The 22,767-nt window shown below is 71.2% G+C and carries 23 protein-coding genes; 14 read left to right on the top strand and 9 right to left on the bottom strand.

The features are described 5' to 3' along the window. Nucleotides 1–110 precede the first annotated feature (110 nt). Nucleotides 111–752, bottom strand: a complete 642-nt coding sequence (locus tag ACFWYM_RS31515; protein WP_384845006.1) for a PepSY domain-containing protein — start codon at nt 750–752, stop codon at nt 111–113. Between the two features lie 119 nt (nt 753–871). On the opposite strand from ACFWYM_RS31515, the gene ACFWYM_RS31510 reads away from it, so the two are divergent. After that, nucleotides 872–1,549 (top strand): response regulator transcription factor, encoded by a 678-nt coding sequence (locus tag ACFWYM_RS31510; protein WP_384845003.1) that lies wholly within the window; start codon nt 872–874, stop codon nt 1,547–1,549. Then, entirely contained in the window at nt 1,546–3,021 is a 1,476-nt protein-coding gene (locus tag ACFWYM_RS31505) for a sensor histidine kinase (protein ID WP_384845000.1), read from the top strand. The genes ACFWYM_RS31510 and ACFWYM_RS31505 overlap by 4 nt, the downstream gene beginning before the upstream one ends. Before the next feature lie 69 nt (nt 3,022–3,090). Here ACFWYM_RS31505 and ACFWYM_RS31500 read toward each other — a convergent pair whose 3' ends face one another. The 4 genes from ACFWYM_RS31500 to ACFWYM_RS31485 all read right to left on the bottom strand — a co-directional run bounded on the left by ACFWYM_RS31500 (nt 3,091) and on the right by ACFWYM_RS31485 (nt 5,803). Beyond that, on the bottom strand, nt 3,091–3,567 hold the full coding sequence (locus ACFWYM_RS31500) for a MarR family winged helix-turn-helix transcriptional regulator (RefSeq protein ID WP_384844997.1): 477 nt from the start codon (nt 3,565–3,567) through the stop codon (nt 3,091–3,093). A gap of 117 nt (nt 3,568–3,684) precedes the next feature. Beyond that, nucleotides 3,685–4,497 (bottom strand): AIM24 family protein, encoded by an 813-nt coding sequence (locus ACFWYM_RS31495; protein ID WP_384845021.1) that lies wholly within the window; start codon nt 4,495–4,497, stop codon nt 3,685–3,687. Nucleotides 4,498–4,514: 17 nt separating this feature from the next. Beyond that, a complete protein-coding gene (locus ACFWYM_RS31490) occupies nt 4,515–5,165 on the bottom strand; it encodes an AIM24 family protein (protein WP_384844994.1) in 651 nt (216 codons plus the stop codon). Continuing rightward, the gene (locus ACFWYM_RS31485) at nt 5,165–5,803 is read right to left on the bottom strand and encodes an AIM24 family protein (protein WP_384844991.1); all 639 of its coding nucleotides are present in this window, start codon (nt 5,801–5,803) and stop codon (nt 5,165–5,167) included. Before ACFWYM_RS31485 ends, ACFWYM_RS31490 begins: the two co-directional genes overlap by 1 nt. A 153-nt stretch (nt 5,804–5,956) precedes the next feature. Here ACFWYM_RS31485 and ACFWYM_RS31480 point away from each other — a divergent pair, with 153 nt between their 5' ends. The 7 genes from ACFWYM_RS31480 (at nt 5,957) to ACFWYM_RS31450 (ending at nt 12,977) form a co-directional block, all read left to right on the top strand. Then, nucleotides 5,957–6,301 carry a DUF3817 domain-containing protein gene (locus tag ACFWYM_RS31480; RefSeq protein ID WP_384844988.1) on the top strand — a complete coding sequence of 115 codons (345 nt, stop codon included), beginning with the start codon at nt 5,957–5,959 and terminating at the stop codon, nt 6,299–6,301. Beyond that, nucleotides 6,298–6,591: an MTH1187 family thiamine-binding protein gene (locus ACFWYM_RS31475; protein ID WP_384844985.1), complete on the top strand. Its 294-nt coding sequence runs from the start codon at nt 6,298–6,300 to the stop codon at nt 6,589–6,591. Before ACFWYM_RS31480 ends, ACFWYM_RS31475 begins: the two co-directional genes overlap by 4 nt. Nucleotides 6,592–6,748: 157 nt before the next feature. After that, nucleotides 6,749–7,495 carry a hypothetical protein gene (locus ACFWYM_RS31470; RefSeq protein ID WP_384844982.1) on the top strand — a complete coding sequence of 249 codons (747 nt, stop codon included), beginning with the start codon at nt 6,749–6,751 and terminating at the stop codon, nt 7,493–7,495. Then, entirely contained in the window at nt 7,492–8,223 is a 732-nt protein-coding gene (locus tag ACFWYM_RS31465; RefSeq protein ID WP_384844979.1) for a DUF4166 domain-containing protein, read from the top strand. Before ACFWYM_RS31470 ends, ACFWYM_RS31465 begins: the two co-directional genes overlap by 4 nt. Further along, complete coding sequence (locus ACFWYM_RS31460; RefSeq protein WP_384844976.1) at nt 8,220–8,912, top strand: TetR/AcrR family transcriptional regulator; 693 nt, start codon at nt 8,220–8,222, stop codon at nt 8,910–8,912. The genes ACFWYM_RS31465 and ACFWYM_RS31460 overlap by 4 nt, the downstream gene beginning before the upstream one ends. Nucleotides 8,913–9,224: 312 nt before the next feature. Continuing rightward, nucleotides 9,225–11,015, top strand: a complete 1,791-nt coding sequence (locus ACFWYM_RS31455; RefSeq protein ID WP_384845018.1) for a glycosyltransferase family 2 protein — start codon at nt 9,225–9,227, stop codon at nt 11,013–11,015. Between the two features lie 3 nt (nt 11,016–11,018). Further along, on the top strand, nt 11,019–12,977 hold the full coding sequence (locus tag ACFWYM_RS31450) for a galactose oxidase-like domain-containing protein (protein ID WP_384844973.1): 1,959 nt from the start codon (nt 11,019–11,021) through the stop codon (nt 12,975–12,977). Nucleotides 12,978–13,035: 58 nt separating this feature from the next. Here the strand turns inward: ACFWYM_RS31450 and ACFWYM_RS31445 are convergent, their stop codons facing one another. Then, nucleotides 13,036–14,055, bottom strand: coding sequence for a glycoside hydrolase family 6 protein (locus ACFWYM_RS31445; RefSeq protein ID WP_384844970.1), 1,020 nt, complete (start codon nt 14,053–14,055; stop codon nt 13,036–13,038). 61 nt (nt 14,056–14,116) lie between these two features. After that, nucleotides 14,117–15,178 carry a DUF5937 family protein gene (locus tag ACFWYM_RS31440; protein WP_384844967.1) on the bottom strand — a complete coding sequence of 354 codons (1,062 nt, stop codon included), beginning with the start codon at nt 15,176–15,178 and terminating at the stop codon, nt 14,117–14,119. Nucleotides 15,179–15,261: 83 nt separating this feature from the next. On the opposite strand from ACFWYM_RS31440, the gene ACFWYM_RS31435 reads away from it, so the two are divergent. From ACFWYM_RS31435 to ACFWYM_RS31415, 5 genes are all read left to right on the top strand, one after another. Beyond that, on the top strand, nt 15,262–16,563 hold the full coding sequence (locus ACFWYM_RS31435) for an MFS transporter (protein ID WP_384844964.1): 1,302 nt from the start codon (nt 15,262–15,264) through the stop codon (nt 16,561–16,563). Between the two features lie 9 nt (nt 16,564–16,572). Continuing rightward, nucleotides 16,573–17,082 carry a MarR family winged helix-turn-helix transcriptional regulator gene (locus ACFWYM_RS31430; RefSeq protein ID WP_384844961.1) on the top strand — a complete coding sequence of 170 codons (510 nt, stop codon included), beginning with the start codon at nt 16,573–16,575 and terminating at the stop codon, nt 17,080–17,082. A gap of 77 nt (nt 17,083–17,159) precedes the next feature. Further along, a complete protein-coding gene (locus ACFWYM_RS31425) occupies nt 17,160–17,492 on the top strand; it encodes a DUF3817 domain-containing protein (protein WP_384844958.1) in 333 nt (110 codons plus the stop codon). A gap of 107 nt (nt 17,493–17,599) precedes the next feature. Further along, nucleotides 17,600–19,300: a methylmalonyl-CoA mutase gene (locus tag ACFWYM_RS31420; RefSeq protein WP_384844955.1), complete on the top strand. Its 1,701-nt coding sequence runs from the start codon at nt 17,600–17,602 to the stop codon at nt 19,298–19,300. Nucleotides 19,301–19,467: 167 nt separating this feature from the next. Continuing rightward, nucleotides 19,468–20,583 (top strand): alpha/beta fold hydrolase, encoded by a 1,116-nt coding sequence (locus ACFWYM_RS31415; RefSeq protein WP_384844952.1) that lies wholly within the window; start codon nt 19,468–19,470, stop codon nt 20,581–20,583. A 3-nt stretch (nt 20,584–20,586) separates the two neighbouring features. On the opposite strand, the gene ACFWYM_RS31410 is transcribed toward ACFWYM_RS31415, so the two are convergent. After that, the gene (locus ACFWYM_RS31410) at nt 20,587–21,975 is read right to left on the bottom strand and encodes a sensor histidine kinase (RefSeq protein ID WP_384844949.1); all 1,389 of its coding nucleotides are present in this window, start codon (nt 21,973–21,975) and stop codon (nt 20,587–20,589) included. Further along, nucleotides 21,972–22,667, bottom strand: a complete 696-nt coding sequence (locus tag ACFWYM_RS31405) for a response regulator transcription factor (RefSeq protein ID WP_384844946.1) — start codon at nt 22,665–22,667, stop codon at nt 21,972–21,974. The genes ACFWYM_RS31410 and ACFWYM_RS31405 overlap by 4 nt, the downstream gene beginning before the upstream one ends. Nucleotides 22,668–22,767 lie beyond the last annotated feature (100 nt).

The raw sequence follows: 22,767 nt of genomic DNA, 5'->3' as shown, positions 1-22,767 counted from the left end.
GGACGGGCTCGATCGAGCCCGTCCGGCGATTGAGGACGAGGCGCGGAGCGCCGGTCAAGGGTGCCCCAGGGCGACGGAGTCGCTGTTTCGGGAAGGGGCGGGGTTGGGGATCAGTCCTCGTCGTCGTGGTCCACCGTGACCTTCGCCGACTTCAGGTCCACCTTCCAGTCACCCTTCGTGGTCTCCGTCTCCCAGGCCGCCGCACCGCGGTGGTGGTCGTCGTCCAGGTCCACCGACGTCACCGTCCCCTTGGCCGCCGCGGCCTTCGCCGCGTCCTCGGCCGAGACCGACGCGCCCTTCAGGGCCGCCGCCACCCGGGAGGCGTCCCCGTCGTCGTCCTTCTCGGTCCACGAACCGAGGACCTTGCCCGTGCCCGGGTCGACCTCGACGCTGTGCCACGTGCCGGCCTTGTCGTTCTTGCCGTTCTTGAGCACGTCGACGTCCCAGACCAGGCCGCCGTCCTCGTCGTCGAGCTCGGCGGAGACCGCGGTGCCCGGGGTGTGCTTCAGGGCCGCGGCGATCGCGTCGGCGGCGGTCACCTTCGCGGCGCGCGCCTCGGCCCGGTCCTCGGCGTCGTCACCCCGGTCGTCGTTCCGGTCGTCCCTGTCGGCCCGGTCGTGGTTCTTGACCTGCACGCTCGACTTCGACGCCGCCGAGGGCTCGTCGTCGCCGGAGACCGCGAGGGCCGTTGCCGTGCCGCCTCCTGCGAGGGCCACGGCGGCGACGGCGGCGATGACGATCTTGCGCTTCATGAGGGTTCCTCCCGAGTCGTTGCGTCTTCTCGACGAGGACCAATCTGGCTGAGCGACCCTGAAGCCAGCCTGAAGCCGCCTGAAGCGTTCTTCAGGTTCGGTTTGCGACCCTGTTCTCCATGCGCCTGTTGATCGTCGAGGATGAGAAGCGGCTGGCCCTCTCCCTCGCCAAGGGACTGACCGCCGAGGGGTTCGCCGTGGACGTCGTCCACGACGGGACCGAGGGGCTGCACAGGGCTAGCGAGGGGACGTACGACCTGGTCGTCCTCGACATCATGCTGCCGGGCCTGAACGGCTACCGGGTCTGCGCCGCGCTCCGCGCCGCCGGGCACGACGTGCCGATCCTGATGCTCACCGCCAAGGACGGCGAGTACGACGAGGCCGAGGGGCTCGACACCGGCGCCGACGACTACCTGACCAAGCCCTTCTCGTACGTCGTCCTGGTGGCCCGGGTGAAGGCGCTGCTGCGGCGGCGGGGCGCCGCCGGTGCCTCGCCGGTGCACGTGGTCGGTGAGCTCCGGGTCGACACCGCCGCGCGGCGGGTCCTCAAGGGCGAGGGCGCGGGGGAGTGTGAAGTGGTGCTCACCGCCAAGGAGTTCGCGGTGCTCGAGCAGCTTGTGACGCGGCTGGGGCAGGTGGTGTCCAAGGGGGAGATCCTCGAGCACGTGTGGGACTTCGCGTACGAAGGCGATCCCAACATCGTCGAGGTGTACGTGAGCGCGCTGCGGCGCAAGCTCGGCGCGGGGCTCATCACGACGGTGCGGGGCGCCGGGTACCGGCTGGAGGCCCCGCGATGAGGTGGCCCAGGAGGCTCTTCGGTTCGGTACGGGCGCGGGCCGCGCTCGGCGCGACCCTCGTCGTGGCGCTCGCCCTGGTCGTCGCGGGCGCCGCCGTGCTGTTCGCGCTGCGCGCCACGCTCACCGACCAGGCGGGCACCCAGGCCGAGTCCGCCGCCCGCAAGGTCGCCTCGCAGCTCGCTGCCAACGTCCCGTACCGCGATCTGGAGTGGCCCGACAGCGAGGACCACCCGGTGCAGGTCGTCGACGGGGACGGCCGCGTCGTCGCCGTGAGCGAGGACCTTGAGCGGATCAGCGGAACGGGGAGCGACCAGGTCCGGCCCGACTCCGCGGCGGGCGGCGGTGGTTCCGAGGGCGATGGGGACGAGGACGACGACGGGGGCAAGGACGAGGGCAAGGACGGGGACGATTCGCTCAAACCCGGTGAGATCGACGACGACGCCCACTTCAGCGACGGCTCCGCCACCGTCGACGGCGACACCGCCGACTACCGCTTCGCCGCGGTCGAGGTGAACGTCGAGTCGAAGGGTGACCTCACGGTGTACGCGGGGGCCCCGCTGGATACCGAACAGAGCGCCGTCGCCACGGCGTTGACGGCCATGCTCATCGGGTTCCCGCTGCTGCTCGCCGTCATCGCCGCCGTGACCTGGCTGGTGACGCGGCGCGCGCTGCGGCCCGTCGACGCCATCCGCGGCGAGATGGCCGCGATCACCGCTTCCGAGGACCTGGCCCGCCGGGTGCCCGAGCCGGACACCCACGACGAGGTGGCCCGCCTCGCCCGCACCACCAACGAGACGCTGGCCGCCCTGGAGGCGTCGGTGGAGCGGCAGCGCCGCTTCGTGGCCGATGCCTCGCACGAGCTGCGCAGCCCCATCGCCTCGCTGCGCACCCAGCTCGAAGTGGGCGCCGCGCACCCGGAGTTGCTGGACGTCGAGGGAGCGGTGGAGGACACCGTGCGGCTGCAGGAGCTCGCCGCCGATCTGCTGTTGCTGGCCCGGCTCGACGCCGGCGAGAAGCCCGGCGAGGGCCGCGTCGACGTGGCCGCCCTCGCCCGTGAGGAGCTCTCGCAGCGCGCCGGGGACCGCGTCGAGGTGCGGCAGCGGCTCGACGGGCCGCTCGAAGTGGCCGGATCCCGCGGGCAGTTGGCGCGGGTGCTCGGCAATCTCGTGAACAACGCGCAGCGGCACGCGCGCTCCCAGGTCACCGTCACCGCCCGCGCCGAGGACGGCTGGGCGGTGCTCGCGGTGGCCGACGACGGGAGCGGCGTGCCGGATGCGGAACGGGAGCGGATCTTCGAGCGGTTCGTGCGGCTCGACGACGCGCGCAGCCGGGACGACGGGGGTGCGGGGCTCGGTCTCGCGATCGCCCGCGATGTCGCGACGGGCCACGCGGGAACGCTCACGGTCCGTCAGGCGCCTTCTGGGGGTGCCCTGTTCGAGCTGCGGCTGCCGCTGGTGCGGCCCGGGGTCTGAGGGCCGCGGCGCGGTACGGGCCGGGGGACTGGTGTGCGGGGACGGTGCGGCGTGCGGGTGGGCCGGGGGTCAGGGCCTGCCGCGCTGCGCGCGTAGATGTTCGGCAATGGGCGCGAGCGCGCTGCGCAGCTCGCCCAGGGACTCGGGCGAGATGAGGTCCACGAAGTGCTGCCGCACGGAGGCGACATGGTGCGGGGCGACCTTCTTCATGGTCTCCATGCCCTCGTCGGTGAGGACGGTGTAGAGGCCGCGGCGGTCGGACTCGCAGTTCTCGCGGCGGACCAGGCCCGCGTTCTCCATGCGGGTGATCTGGTGGGAGAGGCGGCTCTTGGACTGCAGGGTTGCGGCGGCGAGATCGCTCATGCGCATCCGGTGCTCGTCGGATTCGGAGAGGTGCACGAGGATGTCGTAGTCGTTCATGGTCAGACCGAAGGGCTGGAGGTCCTTTTCGAGCTGATAAGTCAGCATCCTGTTGACCTCCACGTGAGTACGCCAGGCGCACTGTTCCTCGTCGGTCAGCCACTGCGGTGCCGTATCGGTCTCCATGGATTCGATTCTACCTAAGAAGTTGAAAGGTGAACGAGTGATGAGTGTGACACGCCTCGCACCCCTCTCGGAAAGGAGGGGTACAGGCGTTCGCCGTCACACTCCGCAGACTACCGCTCACAGGCCGAAGCGACGCTGGAGGTCCCCCAGTTGTCCGGGAAGGCGCGGTGTTCCCGGCTGCTGTCCCTGTTGACCCCGTTGCCCTCCCTGGGGCTGTTGCCCGGCTCCGCCGCGGCCGCCGGGCACCCCCGCCTGGTCCGGCACGGCGCCCGTCGCCTGCTCCGCCATGAGTGTCTCCGACGACTGCAGCAGGACCGTCCCCGCGCCCACGAACTCGAACTGGTGCTCCTCGCCCGAGCTCCCGCCGATCCCGGTCAGGGCCCGCACTCCGCCGAGGATGCCGGTCATGTATCCGTGGTCGTAGTGATGGCAGGGCGAGGGGCAGTCGGCCCAGCCTACGAGCGCCTGGGGGTCGACGCGGAGCGGGGGCTCCATGAACACCACCGGGCCGTTCGACGCGGCCACGAACTTGCCCGTGCCGATCAGCGTCAGGAAGCCCGGAACGATGGACTGCTTCAACGAAAGAGTTGGCTGAAAAGCGAGCAGATTGCCTGAGCGAACGGTGAGGTTGCCGTCGTCGAGGTCGTACGAATTCACATCGAAGGCCCGGTCGGCGAGGAGCATCTTGCCCTGGCCCTCGGCGACGACCCAGTCGCTCGCGTGCAGCGGCGAATGAAAGCTCGTTCGCACCAAGTGGTCGAGGCGGCCGTGTCCGATGCCGTTGAAGTCCACCCGCCCGTAGTAGGCGATCATCTTGCCCTTCTGCATGAACCACTGGTTGCCCTTGAGCTCCACGCAGAAGGTGTACGGGTTGACGTTGTCGTCGGACGGGAGCGTCATCGGGTCGAAGACGGCGGGGCCGTGCGCCATCGGGGACACAGGGGCGTTCACAGCTTCTCCTCCGATGCCTGGACGTAGACGGCGCCGCTTCCGGAGAGCTCCAGCTGGAACGCCTCGCCGGAGCCGCGCCCCACCATGTCGCGCCAACCGAGCGCCGTGGACAGCTTGTTGCGCACGTCACCGTGGTGCGCGACGTACGCCTGGGGGTCGACGTGGACCGGGCGCTGCGGGGTGATGGGGAGCTCGACGACTCCGCCGTGCGCCATGACCGCGACCGAGCCGTGGCCCTTCAGGGTCGTGGTGAACAGGCCCTGGCCCGAGACCTGGCCGCGCACCATGCCCATGACGCCGCCCTGGGAGCCCAGGAACAGCGTCCCCTGCTGGAGCGTGCCGTCGAAGGCGAGCAGCCGGTCGGCCTCCACGCAGAGGGTGTCCCCGGAGAGGCCGATCACCTGGATGTGGTGGCCGCCGTGCCCGAACATGACCGTGCCGGTGCCCTCGACCGTCATCAGCGGCGTCGCCTCATTGGCGAGCCTGCGGCCGATCATGGACATCAGCCCGCCCTGTCCGCCCTGCATGTTGGGGGTGAAGGAGACGTCCCCGCGGTAGGCGAGCATGGCGCCCCGCTGGCTGAAGAGCTTCTGGCCCGGGGCCACCGTGGCCTCGACCATCTTCGAGTTGATCTCGCGGAAGGGCATCAGACGTCGCCCCCGATCGTGTTGCGCTCACTGGGCTGGACATAGACGAGGCCGTCGCCCTCGAAGCGGATCTGGAACGCCTCGCCGCCGCCCTCGCCCATGAGAGTGCGGAAGGTCACTCCCGACTGGAACTTCTGCCGGAGGTTGCCCTGGTGCGCGATGTACGCGCCCGGGTCCACCGTCAGCGGATAGTCGCCGCTCACCCGCAGCGCCACCGCCGGGCCGTCCGACATGATCGCGGCCTGGCCCGTGCCCTCGACCGTCGTCGTGAACAGTCCGTTCCCCTGGGTGGCGCCGCGCAGGCCGGTGAACGTCGTGCCCGTGCGCAGCGCGGCGTCGGAGCAGAGGAGGTTGCTGGACTCGACGAAGAGCTTGTCGCCCTGCAGTTGAACAAGGCTGATCTCCGTCGCCCGGTCGGCGAACCAGCAGGTGCCGTTCCCCCTCACCTCCATCACCGTCATCTGCTCGCCGGTGAGACGGCGGGTCACCATGCCCCGTATGCCCTCGCCGCCGCCCGTCATCTTCTTGAAGGACACATGGCCGTCGTACGCGACCATCGAGCCGTTCTTCGCCTTGACGGCGTCGCCTGTCATGTCGACGGCGAGCACCCTGCTGCCTTGAAGCCGGAAGGTAGCCACGGCACGACGTTAGCGGCGGCAGAGCGCTCCGGAACAGGGCTTACGACCCTGACGCGACCCCCAAAATCGGACGGTTGAACCCTGACTGTCAGAATGGCTGAACCCTTGTGCATGCATTCACAAGATCAACCCCGACACCGAAGGTGCCCTGCCGTGGACATCAAGACCGCATCCGCACTCCGCCGACTTCGCCTGGTCTCGGCCCCCGAGGCCGTCTCCTTCCTGCTGCTGCTCGTCTGCTCGGTGCTGAAGCGGACCACGTCGTTCGACGGCGTCATGGTGATGGGCATGGTCCACGGCGTGCTCTTCATCCTGTACGTGCTCTTCTGGCTCGACGCCTGGAACCGCACGAAGTGGGACATCAAGACGGCCGCCCTCTACTTCGTCCTCTCCGTCCTGCCGACCGGCGGCTTCTTCGCCGAGCGCAAGCTCAAGCGCGAGGCCGAGGCCGCGGTGATCGCGTCGCGCGCCCGTCGCGAGGGGGTCGTGAACGCATGATCGTCGCCTTTTCCGTGACGCCGCTCGGCGTCGGCGAGGACGTGGGGGAGTACGTCGCCGACGCGGTCCGGATCGTCCGCGAGTCCGGTCTGCCGAACCGCACCGACGCGATGTTCACCTCGGTCGAGGGGGAGTGGGACGAGGTGATGGCCGTCATCAAGCGCGCCGTCGCCGTCGTGGAGGAGCGGGCGCCGCGCGTCTCCGTGGTCATGAAGGCCGACATCCGTCCCGGTGTGACGGACGGTCTGACGTCGAAGGTCGAGACGGTGGAGCGGCACCTCGCGCCGTAGAACCGCGACACCCTGACGTCTCCTGGGGCCCCTGCCGATTCCGGCAGGGGCCCTTCTGTGCTCTCCAGGTGCGCACCTTCGCACTTGAGCAACTGCTCAAACAGCTGTACCTTCTGTTTGAGCAGTCGCTCAAACACGTATTGACGTGGGGGTTCTCGTGAAGCAGCAGACGAAGCAGCAGACGCAGAGGCCGGGTCTCTATGTCGAGGCGCGCATCCGGGCGGAGCTCGACGAGCTCTGGGCGCGCACCCAGGAACCCGCTCGGCACCAGCGCTGGGACCTCCGCTTCACCGAGATCACGTACTTGCCGAAGGCCGAGGACGAGCCGCAGCACTTCCGGTACGCCACGCGCGTGCTGCCCTTCGTCACCGTCGCGGGCACGGGCATCTCGGCGGGAGAGCGGCGCCGCCCGGACGGCACCCGGACCTCCGCGCTGCGGTTCGCCTCGCCGCACCCGCTCTCGCTGCTCGCCGAAGGCAGCGGCTACTGGCGCTACGTACCCACCGAGGACGGCGTCCGCTTCGTCACCGGCTACGACTACCGGCCGCGCTGGGGCCGCTTCGGTGCCCTCGCCGACCGCCTGGCCTTCCGGCCGCTGATGGGCTGGGCCACCGCCTGGTCCTTCGACCGGCTGCGGCTCTGGCTGGAGCGCGGCATCACACCCGAGCGGGCGTTGCTGCAGGGCCTCGGCGAGGTGCTGCTGCGCCTCCTCGCGGTGCTCGCCGCCGTGCTCTTCGCGCCCATGACCGCGCTCGCCACCGCGGCGGTCGCCCTCATGCTGCCGCCGCTGCCCACCACGCCCGCCGCGCGGCGCTGTCTGCGCACCCCGCCCGAGCGCTCCCGCGCCCACGCGCCCCGAATCCTCGCCCGTCTCGCCACGCCTCAGGAGCAGCAGCAGTCATGACAGCCACTTCCTTCAGCGGCCCGGTCCCGTCGGTCTCCGGCAGCCCGGTCCCGTCGATCTTCCGCACCGTCATGGGCGCCGACTTCGAGCGCCTCCACCCGCAGCTCCAGCGGCGCTTCTCCGTGGGCCTGGCCAGTGCGGAGGCGTGCACCGGGCGGGGTGTGATGGACCGCATCTGGCACGGCCGGGGCTTCGTGAAGCCGTTCCTCGCGGTCGGCGGCACCCGCAACATCCTCGTCCCGCGCGCGGGACGCCGGGTTCCCTTCATCATCGAGAACGTGCCGTACACCGACACCTTCGGCCGTGAGACGGTGAGCTTCGTGCGCACCTTCGACCTGCCCGGCCGCTCCCGCCGCTTCGACGCCCAGATGGTCCTCGCCCCCCAGGGCGACCGGATCCTCGACTACCTGGGCACCCACCAGCACCTCGCCAGCGACCTCCACCTGAGCGCCGAGCCCGACGGCTCCCTGCTCATCCGGTCCGGCACGCACCGCTTCCGGGAGGGGCCGGTGGACGCCCGGGTGCCCGAGTTCATCGGCGGTGACGCGGAGGTCCGCGAGTCCTTCGACGACGCGGCGGGCCGCTTCCGCATCCAAGTCCGGGTCACCAACCGGTACTTCGGGCCGCTCTTCGGGTACGAGGGGTCGTTCACGGCGACGTATCAGGACGTGCGGGCGTGCGGGGTGCGGGCCGGGCTGCGGCCCGTGCGCGAGGAGGCGCGGGCGTGAGTCCTGCCGGGAACGGGAACGCGCCCGCGCGCAAGGGTTCCGCCAAGGACCCCGCCAAGGGGCAGGAGACCAAGGAGAAGCTCCTCGAAGGCGCCCTGCGCACCCTCACCGAGCAGGGCATCGCCAAGACCTCCGCGCGCACCATCGCGGCGTCCGCCGGGGTCAACCAGGCGCTGGTCTTCTACCACTTCGGGTCCGTCGACGAACTCCTCGCCGCGGCCTGCCGGTACGGGACCGAGCAGCGGGTCTCGCTCTACCGTGAGCGGCTCGGTGAGGTGCGGTCGCTCTCCGAACTCCTCGCGTTCGGGCGGGAGATGCATGAGCGGGAGCGGGCGGAGGGACATGTCGCCGTGCTCGGGCAGCTGCTCGCCGGCGCCCAGACCCAGCCCGCCCTCGCGCGGGCCACGGCGGCGGGGCTCACGCTGTGGATCGAGGAGATCGAGAAGGTGCTGGTGCGGGTGCTCGCGGCCACGCCGCTGGGGGAGTTCGCCGATCCTGCCGGCCTGGCGCGGGCGGTGGGGGCGTCCTTCGTAGGGATCGAGCTGTACGAGGGGGTCGATCCGGAGGGGGCGGCGAGCGGGTTCGACGCGCTGGAGCAGCTGGGGGTCGTGGCGGCCGCGCTGGAGGAGCTCGGGCCGGTGGCTCAGCGGGCGGTGCGGCATCGGTTGCGGAGGTCGGTGCGGCGGTGAGGCCGTGCCTGCGGCGCTTCTTTCCCCGCTGCATCTACTAGCGCGCTCCGCGCGCGGGCGCCCCTTCCCGAAACGCGACTCCGTCGCCCCTGGGGCGCCCTGATCGCGGCCTGCGGCCTGCTCGTCCTCAAGCGCCGGACGGGCTGGTTGCCTGCCGGAGCCCGTGGTGGACGGTCGCCGTACCGCGAAAGGCGCCCCGCAAAACCCGTCACGATAAATCGCTCGCACGGACGCATCCGGTTCGACACGCCGAGGAAACTCCACTTTTGTGTGGGTATCGGCTCGTTCGATCACCAGAACCTGGAGGGCGCTGTGCGGCCGGAGGGCTACGACTACGACACCCACAGCCGGCTCGCCGGACCGCTCACCGAGCCCCACGGCGGCGGCGAGGACGGCGGCGAGCCCTATCGGGTCCAGTACCGGTCGCTCCTGTCCCGCGAGCCCCACCGAATACGTGCCGTCCTGCTGATGACGCTCGCCCCGCTGCTCACCGGGGTCCTGCTCGTCTACCTCGTCTGGCCCACGCACTGGACCGAACGCGAGGGCGGCGACCGGTGGCTGATCGGGCTCGACATCACGATGCTCGTCGCGATCGGGCTGATCGAGCTGTTCATGCTCGTCAACGTCATATCCATCGCGCACGCCACGATGGTCGCCCGGGACCCGATACCCGTCGTGCCCGAGGAAGGGACGCGCGTCGCCTTTCTCACGACGTACGTGCCCGGGAAAGAGCCCCTCTCCATGGTGCGCGCCACCCTTGAGGGCGCGACCCGGATCACCCACAGCGGGCCCCTCGACGTATGGCTGCTCGACGAGGGCGACGACCCGGACGCGAAGGCTCTCTGTGCCGAGCTCGGTGTCCGGCACTTCACCCGTAACGGCGTCCCGGAGTGGAACCGCAAGAAGGGCCCTCACAAGGCCCGCACCAAGCACGGCAACTACAACGCCTGGCTCGCCCTGCACCACGGCGACTACGACTTCTTCGCCTCCGTCGACACGGACCATGTGCCGCTGCCCGGCTTCCTCGAGCGGATGATGGGCTACTTCCGGGACCCGGACGTCGCCTTCGTCGTCGGGCCGCAGGTGTACGGGAACTACACCTCGCCGGTCACCAAGGCCGCCGAGTCGCAGCAGTTCCTGTTCCACGCCCTCATCCAGCGCGCGGGCAACCGCTACCGCGCCCCCATGTTCGTCGGCACCAACAACGTGGTGCGGATCGCCGCCCTCAAGCAGGTCGGCGGGCTCTACGACTCCATCACCGAGGACATGGCGACCGGGTTCGAGCTGCACCGGCACAAGAACCCGCTGACGCGGCACCACTGGCGGTCCGTGTACACGCCGGACGTGCTCGCCGTGGGGGAGGGTCCCGCCTCCTGGACGGACTTCTTCACCCAGCAGATGCGCTGGTCCCGAGGCACGTACGAGACGCTCTTCAAGCAGTACTGGAAGGCGCCCTTCACGATGCCTCCCGGGCGGCTCTTCTCGTACTCGCTGATGCTCGTCTACTACCCGATGACGGCCGTCAACTGGCTCCTCGGCATCGTGAGTTGTGTGCTCTTCCTGTGGTTCGGGGCGTCGGGCACGCAGGTCGCCGCCTCTGTCTGGCTGATGCTCTACAGCGACGCCGCCGCGCTGCAGATCGGGCTCTATCTGTGGAACCGGCGGCACAACGTCTCGCCGCACGAGCCGGAGGGGTCCGGAGGGCTCGCCGGGATGGCGATGTCCGCGCTCTCCGCGCCCATCTACCTGAAGTCGCTCGGCGCCGCCTTCCTGCGCCGCCCGAGCCGCTTCGTGGTCACCCCCAAGGGGGGCGACGCCAGCCCGGACCGGGTGCTGACCTTCCGTATCCATCTGTTCTGGTCGGCCGTGCTCGTCAGCTCGCTCGTGGCCTCCTTCATGCTCGGCCACACCCACGTGGCGATGCGGACCTGGGCGGTGCTGGCCCTCGTCATCTCGCTCGCCCCCGTCACCATCTGGGGATGCACGCTGGTCAGGGAGCGCAGGCAGCGCAGGGAAGCGGCCCGGGAGCGGGCCGCCCAGCGGGCCGCGGACGGCGAGCCGGAGCCCGCCTTCGCCACCGGAACCACGACAGGAGGCAACTGACCCATGGCATACCGGCCTTCGAAGCGCACCAAGAAGACGCTCCTGGGAGTCGGGGCGGGCGCCCTCCTCGTGGGGCTCAACGCCCCCGCCGCGCTCTCCTTCGCCGAGGAGAAGTACCACGACTACAAGATCGCCCAGCCCGGCTACAAGAAGAAGTACGGCTCCTGGAAGCAGATCGACATCCCGGAGGAGTACCGGACCAACGCCATCCACGCCGCGCTCCTGCACACCGGGAAGGTGCTCATCGTCGCGGGCTCGGGCAATGAACAGAAGAAGTTCGACGCGGGGTCCTTCGACACCATCCTGTGGGACCCCGAGAAGAACACCTTCAAGAAGATCGCGACCCCGGAGGACTTCTTCTGCTCCGGTCACGCCCAACTCCCCGACGGCCGCCTCCTGGTGGCCGGCGGCACCGCGCGCTACGAGCTGCTCGACGGCGAGGTGCAGCGCGCGGGCGGCGGCATGCGCGTCAAGAACGAGAACCCCGACAAGGCCGTCGTCCTGAAGAAGGGCACCAAGTTCCGCTCGCCCTCCGGCATCGAGTACGTCTCCAAGTTCGACGTGAAGGTCCCCAAGGCCAAGCGGGACTTCGAGATCACGTACTCCCGTTCCGGAGTGATGCAGCCCTGGAAGACCAAGGTCACCGCGAGCGAGGCCCGCGTCTTCGTGGAGGCCCTCGACAGCGGCAAGCAGGCCGAGACCGGCAAGTCGGCCCAGTACGAGATCGAGGGGCTGACCGGGGAGGAGGCCGACAACACGTACGGCATCTCCGAGAAGCTCACCATGGACAAGCAGGACTTCCAAGGGATCAAGGCCGCCTACGAGTTCGACCCCAAGGCCGAGAAGTACGTGCCCGTCGAGCCCATGGAGAAGGCCCGCTGGTACCCGACCCTGGTCGGCCTCGAGGACGGCAAGGTCCTCGCGGTGTCCGGGCTCGACGACGTCGGCATGATCGACCCCGGCGACAACGAGATCTACGACCCGAAGACCAAGAAGTGGACCGACGGCCCCAAGCGCTACTTCCCGACCTACCCGGCGCTCTTCCTCACCAAGGGCGGCAAGCTCTTCTACCCGGCCTCCAACGCCGGGTACGGCCCCGCCGACAAGGGCCGTGAGCCGGGCCTGTGGGACATCAGGACCAACAAGTTCGAGAAGGTCCCCGGCCTCGACGACCTCGATCAGACCGAGACGTCCTCCTCCTTGCTGCTGCCGCCCGCGCAGGACCAGAAGGTGATGATCCTCGGTGGCGGAGGCGTCGGCGAGTCCAAGAAGGCCACCAAGCGCACCGCCGTCGTCGACCTCAAGGAGGACAACCCCTCCTTCAAGACGGGCCCGCAACTCCCGCAGGGCACCCGCTACTTGAACAGCGTGATCATGCCGGACGACTCGGTGTTCACGACGAACGGCTCCTCCGACTACCGGGGCCGCAGCGCCAGCAACATCCTGAAGGCGCAGTTCTACGACCCCAAGGAGAACGCCTTCCGCGAGGCCGCCGAGCCCAAGGTGGGCCGCAACTACCACTCCGAGGCGCTGCTGCTGCCCGACGGCCGGGTCGCCTCCTTCGGCTCGGACCCGCTCTACGACAACGAACAGAACACCAAGCTCGGCCACTTCGAGCAGCGCATGGAGATCTACACCCCGCCGTCCCTGCACAGGGCGGGCGAGAAGCGCCCCGTCCTCGGCGACGGACCCGAGACGCTCGCCGACAGCGGCCGCGCGACCTTCAAGACAGCGCACCCCGACACGATCGCCTCGGCCCGCCTGATGCGCCCGAGCGCGGTCACCCACACCACGGACGTCGAGCAGCGCTCCATCGCCCTCGGCCTCACCAAGAACAAGGACTCGGTGACCGTGGACGTACCGAAGGGCGACACCGCACTGGTGCCGCCCGGGTGGTACATGCTGTTCGTCACGGACAAGGACGGTGCCTCGTCCGAGGCGAAGTGGATCCAGGTGAAGTGACGGTCGGGGTGAAGCGACGGTCGGGGTGAAGTGACCGTCGGGGTGAAGTGGCCTGCGGTTAGGCGGACTTCGCGTTGCGGGCGAGCCCCAGCGCGTAGTCCGGCCACCACTTCCCGGCCGCCGGGCCGCCCCGGCACGGGCCGTCCGAGTCGCCGGGCCGCTTGATCCACAGGATGGCGTCGAGCAGCGGGTCGCCGGTGCGGTCGGTGGGCGGGGTGCCGAGGCCGCGGCCCGGCGGGTTGCACCAGGCGTCCTGGCGGTCGCCGGTCAGCGGGCCGCGGCCGTTGCGGCTGGTGTCGATGACGAAGTGCTTGCCGCCGAGGAGGCCGGAGAGGGTGCGGCCGTACGCCTTGGTCGTCTCGTCGCTCTGGAAGTTGGAGACGTTCAGGGAGAAGCCGTCGGCCTGGGCGACCCCGGCCCGCTGCAGCGGCTCGGCGAGCTTGTTCGCGTCGTTGATCCAGCCCGGGTTGCCCGCGTCGAGGTAGACCTTGGTCCTCGGCTGGCGCTTGAGCCGCTGGATGGCCTCGGAGAGCAGCTGGTAGCGCATCTCGTGGTACTCGGCGGGGGTGCAGCCGTCCACGATGTGCGGGACCGCGTCGGGCTCCAGGACCACCACGGCCGGGCTGGCGCCGATGCTGTTCGCGAAGCCGTCGATCCAGCTCCGGTAGTACTCGGGGCTGCCCGCGCCGCCCGCCGAGTGCTGGCCGCAGTCGCGGTGCGGGATGTTGTAGGCGACGAGCACGGTGGTGTGGCCGCCCTCGGCCGCGCCCGCGGTGGCCGCCTTGATGTCGGGGGCGGGGTTGTCGCCCGCGGGCCACAGCGCCACCGGGCGCTCGGAGATCCGCCGCAGCACCTCCGCGTCCTGGGCGCGGCCCTCGCCCTGCCACTGCTCGACCTGGCGGGCGGCCGCGCTGTCCGGGTCCACCCAGAAGGCGTTCTGCGGGGGCTGGGAGGGCCCGGTGGAGGGGCCGCGCACGGCGGCCGTCTTCTCGGCGTCGGAGCCCGAGGAGCAGCCCGCCGCGAACCCGAGGGCGGCGAGTGCCGTGAGTGCCGTGAACGTGCGGAGCAGCCGGTGCATCCAGACCCCTTGAGCGCGCGAAGGTGACGGTCAGTCAGCCCGGCAATCGTGACATAAAGGGCTAACCCGGCCCCTGCGCGACACCGGCACCGGTATCGGCACCGGCCCTGGTATCGGCACCGGCACCGGCCCCGGTATCGGCACCTCCCCCGGCGGCGAGCGCGATGCCGAGCGGCGTCCGCTCGTACAGGACCTGGTGCCCGTACCGCCGCGACAGCAGCAGCCCCGCGTCGCGCAGCGCCGCCAGATGGGCGGAGACGGACGACGGCGCGAGGCCGAGCCGGTGCGCGAGGCCCGTGGTGGTGGCGGGCTCCTCCAGGGCGGTGAGCACCGTGGCGCGGCCGCGGCCGAGGAGCCGTACGAGCGCGTCGGGCGTCTGGGCGGCGGGCTCGTCCCGCAGCCCGCCGATGCCGCGCACCGGATAGGCGAGCGTCGGCTGCCACGGCGGCTCGAAGCCGCTGACCACCTCGGGCCAGGTGAACACGCTCGGTACCAGGACCAGGCCCTGCCCCGCCAGATGGCGCACGTGCTCGTCCCGCCCCTCGACGGTGAGCGTGCCCGCGTCCCACGACAGGCGCCGGTCGAGCTCGGGCAGGAGCCCGCCGAGGCCGACCTCCGCGAGCCGCCGCGAGTGGAAGGCGACGTCCGCCTCCAGGAGGGCGCGCAGACGCGGCCAGTCCGGCTCGATCAGGGCGTGCCAGGCGGCCTCCATGGCGTCCGCCAACTCCCTTACGGCGCCTGCCGGATCGGCCAGCATGGCCCGCCCCTTCGGCGACTCGGCGGCGCCCGGCGTGCAGGCGAGCGCTTTCGCCATGTCGTCCCGGGCCGCCTCCGGATCGGCCGTCCGTACGGCTGCGATCTCCTCGTCGAAGCGGGCCGAGGGGGCGATCGGGGGCGCCCCGAGGAAGTCGGGGGAGTGGCCGCGCCGAGGCATCAGGAGCCACAGCGCATGGAGGTCGAGCCCGCGGCTCGCCTCCGCGACGCGGCGCAGCCACCTCGGGTGGTAGCCGTGCCGGTCGGGCCGCTTCAGGGTGCGGACCGCCTCCTGCGTCTCCCACAGCGGCGACACCGCGAACCGGCAGCGCAGCAGGTCGTCCTGCCCGAAGTGCATGCGGTGCGGCACGACGTCCCCCTCCCCGGAGCCTGAAGATTCGCCTGGGTCCGAAACTCTAGGGCGGTCGGCACGCACGCGTGCAGGGTGCCGTCATGCCAGCCGAACCCACCGGGTACACCCGGGTCTTCGCCGTACGCGAGTTCCGTGCCGTCTTCGCCGCGCACGCCCTCTCGCTGCTCGGCGTCATCGTCAGCGAGATCGCGCTGACTGTCCTCGTGTACGGGCTCACCGGCTCGCCGCTGCTCGGTGCGCTCACCTTCGCGCTCGGGATGCTGCCCTACCTGGTGGGCGGGACGCTCCTGTCCGGGATCGCCGACCGGTACCCGCCGCGCCGGGTGCTCGTCGTCTGCGACGTGCTCTGCGCCGGGTGCGCCGGGCTCATGGCGCTGCCCGCCACCCCCGTCGCGGGACTGCTCGCGCTGCGCTGCCTCATCGCCGTCGTCTCGCCCGTCTTCAACGGCACCCGGATGGCGACCCTCACCGATGTCCTCGGCGACGGCGACCTGTTCGTGCTCGGCCGCTCCCTGCTGCGGATCGTCTCGCAGAGCTCCGTCCTCGTCGGCTTCGGGCTCGGCGGCGTGCTGCTCACCCTCGTGACGCCGCGCGGCGCGCTCGTGATCACCGTCTGCACGTTCGCCGCGTCCGCGCTCCTGCTGCGGTACGGGACGAAACGGCGCCCCGCGCGCGGGGACACCGGCGCCGCCCTCGTGCGCTACTCCCTCGGCGGCGCCCGGCAGGTGCTCGGCAACCGGCGGGTGCGGGCGCTGCTGCTGCTCTTCTGGGTGCCGCCGATGTTCATGGTCGCCCCGGAGGCGCTCGCCGCCCCCTACGCGGACCAGATCGGGATCGGCGTCACGGGCGTCGGGCTCCTGATGTGCGCCCTGCCCGTCGGCACCATCGCCGGGGAGCTCTACGCCGGCTCCGCGCTCTCCACGGCCGCCCGGTCCCGGATCGTGCTGCCGCTCGCCGCCGTCACGCTGCTGCCGCTCGTCGCGTACGCGCTCACGCCCGGGCTCGGCCCGGCGCTCGTCGCCCTCGTGGCCGCCGGGGCCGGATCCGCGTACACCCTGGGCCTGGACCGGTGGTTCGTGGACGCCGTCCCGGAGGAGCTGCGCGGGCGGGCGATGACGGTGCACACGGCCGGGCTCATGACGGTGCAGGGGATCGGGATGGCGCTCGCGGGGCTCGCCGCCGAGTTCTTCGCGGTCGGCACGGTCGTGGCGGGTGCGGGCGTGCTCGGGAGCTGTTGCTGTCTGCTCCTTGTGGCCGAGGTGCGGGCCACCGCGCGCGGCGGCGCCCGGCCCACGGCAGGCGCGACGGGAACGCGCCACTCTGCACGGGAACACGCGACCGAATCCCGAGACGGGGCTGACCAGCATATGACCGGCGGGTAAGGTCGAAGCGTGCCGAAGCCGCTCAGCCTTCCCTTCGATCCCATCGCCCGCGCCGACGAGCTCTGGAAGCAGCGCTGGGGCTCGGTTCCCGCGATGGGCGCCATCACCTCGATCATGCGCGCGCACCAGATCCTGCTCGCCGAGGTCGACGCGGTCGTCAAGCCGTACGGACTGACCTTCGCGCGCTATGAGGCCCTGGTCCTGCTGACCTTCTCGAAGGCGGGCGAGCTCCCGATGTCGAAGATCGGCGAGCGGCTCATGGTGCACCCCACGTCGGTCACCAACACCGTGGACCGGCTGGTCAAGTCGGGCCTCGTCGCCAAGCGGCCCAACCCCAACGACGGGCGCGGCACGCTCGCCTCCATCACCGACAAGGGCCGCGAGGTCGTCGACGCGGCCACGCGCGAGCTGATGGCGATGGACTTCGGGCTCGGGGTGTACGACGCGGAGGAGTGCGCGGAGATCTTCGCGATGCTGCGGCCCCTGCGGGTGGCGGCCGAGGATTTCGAGGACACGTAGCGGGCCGGAAGACGGCGGGCGGGAGACCGGCCGGGGGCGCTGAAGATCGCGCAAAACGGGCCGTTACGCTCGGATACATGAAATCCAGCGTGCTGACCCGGTACCGGGTGATGGCCTACGTCACCGCCGTCATGCTCCTCATCCTGTGCGCCTGCATGGTGGCCAAGTACGGCTTCGACACGGGCAAGGACCTGACGCTCGTCGTCTCCCAGGTCCACGGCGTGCTCTACATCATCTACCTGATCTTCGCCTTCGACCTGGGCTCCAAGGCGAAGTGGCCGTTCGGCAAGCTTCTGTGGGTGCTGCTCTCGGGCACCATCCCGACCGCCGCCTTCTTCGTCGAGCGCAAGGTCGTCCGCGAGGTCCAGCCGCTGCTCGCCGACGCCTCCCCGGCCCTCTCCAAGGCGTAACCGGACGACCTCCAAGGGCGTAACCGGACGACGCGTCCCACCGCCGTGTGCAAGCACACGGCGGTTGCCCATCGACATTTACTAGGACGTCCTAGTAAATTTGCAGCATGGACGCTGACGCCATCGAGGAAGGCCGCCGTCGCTGGCAGGCCCGCTATGACGCCGCGAAGAAGCGCGACGCGGATTTCACCACGCTCTCCGGCGACCCGGTCGAGCCCGCCTACGGGCCCCGGCCCGGGGACACGTACGAGGGTTTCGAGCGGATCGGATGGCCCGGCGAGTATCCGTTCACGCGCGGTCTGTACCCGACCGGGTACCGGGGCCGGACCTGGACCATCCGCCAGTTCGCGGGCTTCGGCAACGCGGAGCAGACCAACGAGCGCTACAAGATGATCCTGGCCGCGGGCGGCGGCGGGCTGAGCGTCGCCTTCGACATGCCGACGCTCATGGGGCGCGACTCCGACGACCCGCGCTCCCTCGGCGAGGTCGGCCACTGCGGCGTCGCCATCGACTCCGCCGCCGACATGGAGGTCCTGTTCAAGGACATCCCGCTGGGTGACGTCACGACGTCGATGACGATCTCCGGGCCCGCCGTGCCCGCCTTCTGCATGTACCTGGTGGCCGCCGAGCGGCAGGGCGTCGACCCGGCCGTGCTCAACGGCACGCTGCAGACGGACATCTTCAAGGAGTACATCGCGCAGAAGGAGTGGCTCTTCCAGCCCGAGCCCCATCTGCGCCTCATCGGCGACCTGATGGAGCACTGCGCCCAGGGCATCCCGGCGTACAAGCCCCTGTCGGTCTCCGGCTACCACATCCGCGAGGCCGGGGCGACGGCCGCGCAGGAGCTGGCCTACACCCTGGCCGACGGCTTCGGATACGTGGAGCTGGGGCTCAGCCGCGGGCTCGACGTGGACGTCTTCGCGCCGGGGCTCTCCTTCTTCTTCGACGCGCACGTCGACTTCTTCGAGGAGATCGCCAAGTTCCGTGCGGCCAGGCGCATCTGGGCGCGGTGGATGCGGGACGTGTACGGGGCGCGGAGCGACAAGGCGCAGTGGCTGCGCTTCCACACCCAGACCGCCGGGGTCTCGCTGACCGCGCAGCAGCCGTACAACAACGTCGTGCGCACGGCCGTGGAGGCGCTCGCCGCGGTGCTCGGCGGCACCAACTCCCTGCACACGAACGCCCTCGACGAGACCCTCGCGCTGCCGAGCGAGCAGGCCGCCGAGATCGCCCTGCGCACCCAGCAGGTGCTGATGGAGGAGACCGGCGTCGCCAACGTCGCGGACCCGCTGGGCGGTTCGTGGTACATCGAGCAGTTGACCGACCGGATCGAGGCCGACGCCGAGCGGATCTTCGACCAGATCAAGGAGCGCGGGCTGCGCGCCCACCCGGACGGCAAGCACCCCATCGGGCCGGTCACCTCCGGCATCCTGCGCGGCATCGAGGACGGCTGGTTCACCGGCGAGATCGCCGAGTCCGCCTTCCAGTACCAGCAGTCCCTGGAGAAGGGCGACAAGAGGGTGGTGGGCGTCAACGTCCACCACGGCTCCGTCACCGGCGACCTGGAGATCCTCCGGGTCAGCCACGAGGTGGAGCGCGAGCAGGTGCGTGCGCTCGCCGGCCGCAAGGAGGCGCGCGACGACGCCAGGGTGCGGTCCGCGCTGGAGGCGATGCTGGCCGCCGCGCGCGACGGCTCCAACATGATCGAGCCGATGCTGGACGCGGTGCGTGCCGAGGCCACGCTGGGCGAGATCTGCGGGGTGCTGCGCGACGAATGGGGTGTGTACACGGAGCCGCCCGGCTTCTGAGCGTGAGCGGTCGGGCTGCTGAGCGCGCGCCGTCCGGAGGGTGAGAGCGAACCGTTCGGACAACTGCGTGACTTGAGTGGCCGGAGTGATCTGAGTTACAGGTGTTGTTCCCGGGGGCGCGGGTAGGCGCGGCCGCGTCCCTCCTTCCTGCCCCCTGGAGAACACCTGTGAGTCCGGACGCCCCCGGTCGCCCCGACCGCCACGCACGCACCGCCGCCGTCGCCCTCGGCGCCGCCACCCTCGCGGTGGTCGGCACCCTGCTCGTCGGCGGCTCCGAGGGGGTCCACGCGAGCCCGCCGCCCGCGCCGAAGGTCCAGGACGACTTCGACTCGCTCGGCCCCGAGGTGCGGGCCGCGAAGCTGGACGGCGGCCGCACCGCCCACTACGTCGACGCCGGCCCGCGGCGCGGCAAGCCGGTCCTGTTCATCGGCGGTACGGGTACCAGCGCCCGGGCCGCGCACATGACCGACTTCTTCCGCAGCACCCGCGAGGACCTCGGGCTCCGCCTCATCTCCGTGGAGCGCAACGGCTTCGGGGACACCGCGTACGACAAGGGCCTCGGCAAGGCCGACTTCGCGGCGGACGCCCTGCAGGTCATGGACCGGCTGCACGTGAAGAACTTCTCCGTCGTCGCGATCTCCGGCGGCGGCCCGTACGCGGCCGAGCTCGCCGCGAAGGCCCCGGGGCGCGTCTCCGCCCTGCACCTCGCCGCCGCCCTCCCGCCGTACGGCGCGAAGCCCGACTACTGCGGGCTCTCCGACGACGTGCTCACCGACGCGGTGCGGGACCAGATCAAGGACCCCAGGAAGTGGTGGTCCTTCCCCGACGACAGCCCCGTGAAGTCGATCCCGGGCTTCGCCGACACCGCGTACGAGGAAGGCGCCCGCACCTACAACCAGCGCGGCCAGCAGGCCGACCCGGCGCCGCAGGTGCACGAGCAGCGGCTGTACTGCGAGCGGCCGGGCCCCGACCTGTCGAAGCTCACGGCGCCCGTCTACCTCTACGGCGGCAAGAAGGACACGACCGTGCCCCCGTCGACGCTGAAGACCTGGCAGCAGAACCTGCCGGGCAAGCCCGTCGTGCGCACGTACGCCGACACCGGGCACGACGTGCAGTACCGGCACTGGGACCAGATCCTCGTCGACCTGGCGGGGCACGGGGACCGCACCGTCGTCTGCACGGAGAAGCACACGAAGGTGCTGCCCGCCGCCCAGGCCGACCGGCTCGTGTCCAACGGCAAGGCCACACTGGGCAGTTGTGCCTGGCAGAAGGGGAAGAAGTAGCCGTCAGCGCTGCGGCAGCGTCAGCCTGAACAGCGCGCCGCCGCCCGGTGCCGCCTCCGCCGTGAGGTCGGCGCCGTGGGCGTGCGCGATCTGCCGGGCCATCGCGAGGCCGAGGCCCGAGCCGGGCAGGGCGCGGGCCTTCTCCGCCCGGTAGAAGCGGTCGAAGACGTACGGGAGGTCCTCCTCGGCGATGCCGGGGCCGTGGTCGCGGACCGTCAACTCGCGCTCGGTGAGCGTGACTTCGACGGGCGAGCCGGTCGGCGAGAACTTGGCGGCGTTGTCGATGAGGTTGGTCAGGAGCCGGGAGAGGCGGGCCGGTACGCCGGGCAGGGACGTACCGGCGGCGGCCGGTGCGACGTGCAGCGCGAACGGGACGGCGGGCCAGTGGCCGCGCGCCGCGTCCACGACATGGGTGACCAGGGGGGCGAGCCGCACCTCCTCCAGGAGCGGCTGCGGCTCCTGGTCGCGGGCCAGCTCGATCAGGTCGTTGACGAGCCCGGTGACCTCGCGCAGCTGGCGGCCGAGCGCGCCCGAGGCCCGCTCGCGCTGGGCGGGGCTCAACCGCTCGGCGCGGGCGAGGAGTTCGGCGTTGGTGCGCAGCGCCGTGAGCGGGGTGCGCAGCTCGTGCGAGGCGTCGGCGACCAGGCGGCGCCGGGCCGCCACGGACTCCTCCAGCTCGCCGAGCATCGTGTTGAAGGTGGCGGCGAGGCGGGTCACCTCGTCCTCGCGCCCGCCCTGGCCCGGCGGCAGCTCGATGCGGTGGCGGGCGTCCCGGGTCGCCGCGATGCGCTCCGCCGTGGCGGTCAGCCGGGTGATGGGGGCGAGGCCGGTGCGCGAGACCCAGTAGCCGCTCACCGCCGCGAGCAGCACGCCCGCCCCGCCGACCGCGAGCAGCAGATAGGCGGTCTGGCGCACGCCGCGCTCGGCGATGTCGGCGCGCAGGGCGACCTGGAGGGCGGTGCCGTCGCCCTCCTTCATCGTGTACATCCGCACCGGCTTCCCGGCGAGCGTGATGTTCGTGTAGTAGGGCGCCAGTTGGCCCTTCGCGACCTGGCGGGTGGCCTGGCTCACCGGGAGCAGATAGGGCTTGGCGGGGTCCTCGGCGGGGTCGGCCGGGACCAGCTGTGAGCAGGCGGGGGAGCCCAGGAAGCGGCACTCGCCGGTGATGACGCCGAGCGTGCCCTCGGAGCGGTGCTGCTGGGAGATGAGCGTCGCCGACTGGGCGAGGTTCTGGTCGAGCTGCTGGTAGAGCTTGTAGCGGATCACGAAGAACGAGGCCACGCAGGCGCCGACGGCGACCAGGGCCACCGCCGCCGACGCGGCGACGGCCAGTCGGGTGCGCAGCGGGCGGCGGCGTCGCCAGCGGGCGCCGAGCCGGCGCCGCGTGCTCACGGGGAGCCCAGCCGGTAGCCGACGCCGTGCACCGTGTGGACGAGGCGTGTCTCGCCGCCCGCCTCCAGCTTGCGGCGCAGATAACCCACGTACACGGCGAGGGAGTTGGAGTCCGGGCCGAAGTCGCGGCCCCACACGGTCTCCTGGATCACCTCGCGCGGCAGGACCTGTCCGGCGTTGCGCAGGAGCAGTTCGAGGAGCGCGGCCTCGGTGCGGCTGAACTCGACGGGGCGTCCGGCGCGGTGCCCGGTGCGGGTCGCCGGGTCGAGGACGAGATCGCCGTACGTGAGGCCGGCGGCGCCGCCCGGGGCGGTGGGCTCGGGGGCGGTGCGGCGCAGCAGGGCGCGGACGCGGGCCACGAGTTCGTCGAGCGCGAAGGGCTTCACCAGGTAGTCGTCGGCGCCCGCGTCCAGGCCGTCGACGCGTTCGCTGACGGAGTCGAGGGCGGTGAGGACGAGGACGGGGGTGCGGTCGCCCGCGGCGCGCAGCTGGCGGCAGACGGCCAGGCCGTCCAGGACGGGCATCAGCACGTCCAGGACGAGCAGGTCGGGCTCCCAGCGGGCCACCGCGGTCAGGGCGCGCTGGCCGTCGCTCGCGCCCTTCACGGCGTGGCCCTCGATCGTCAGGGCGTCCTCCACCGCCGCCCGGACCTCGGGGTCGTCGTCGACGACCAGGATCTTCGCGGCCGTCATCCGCGCCACCCCCGCCGGTGCACCCAGCTCATGAACCTCGTGAACCTCATGAACCAAAGGTGCCAAATGCGGCTCTTAAAACCCTCTTAGGGCGGGGCGT

The organism is Streptomyces sp. NPDC059009 (assembly GCF_042740175.1).
GTDB lineage: Bacteria > Actinomycetota > Actinomycetes > Streptomycetales > Streptomycetaceae > Streptomyces.
The sequence above is the reverse complement of the archived record's forward strand: the minus strand, read 5'-3'. Positions and strand labels throughout refer to the sequence as shown.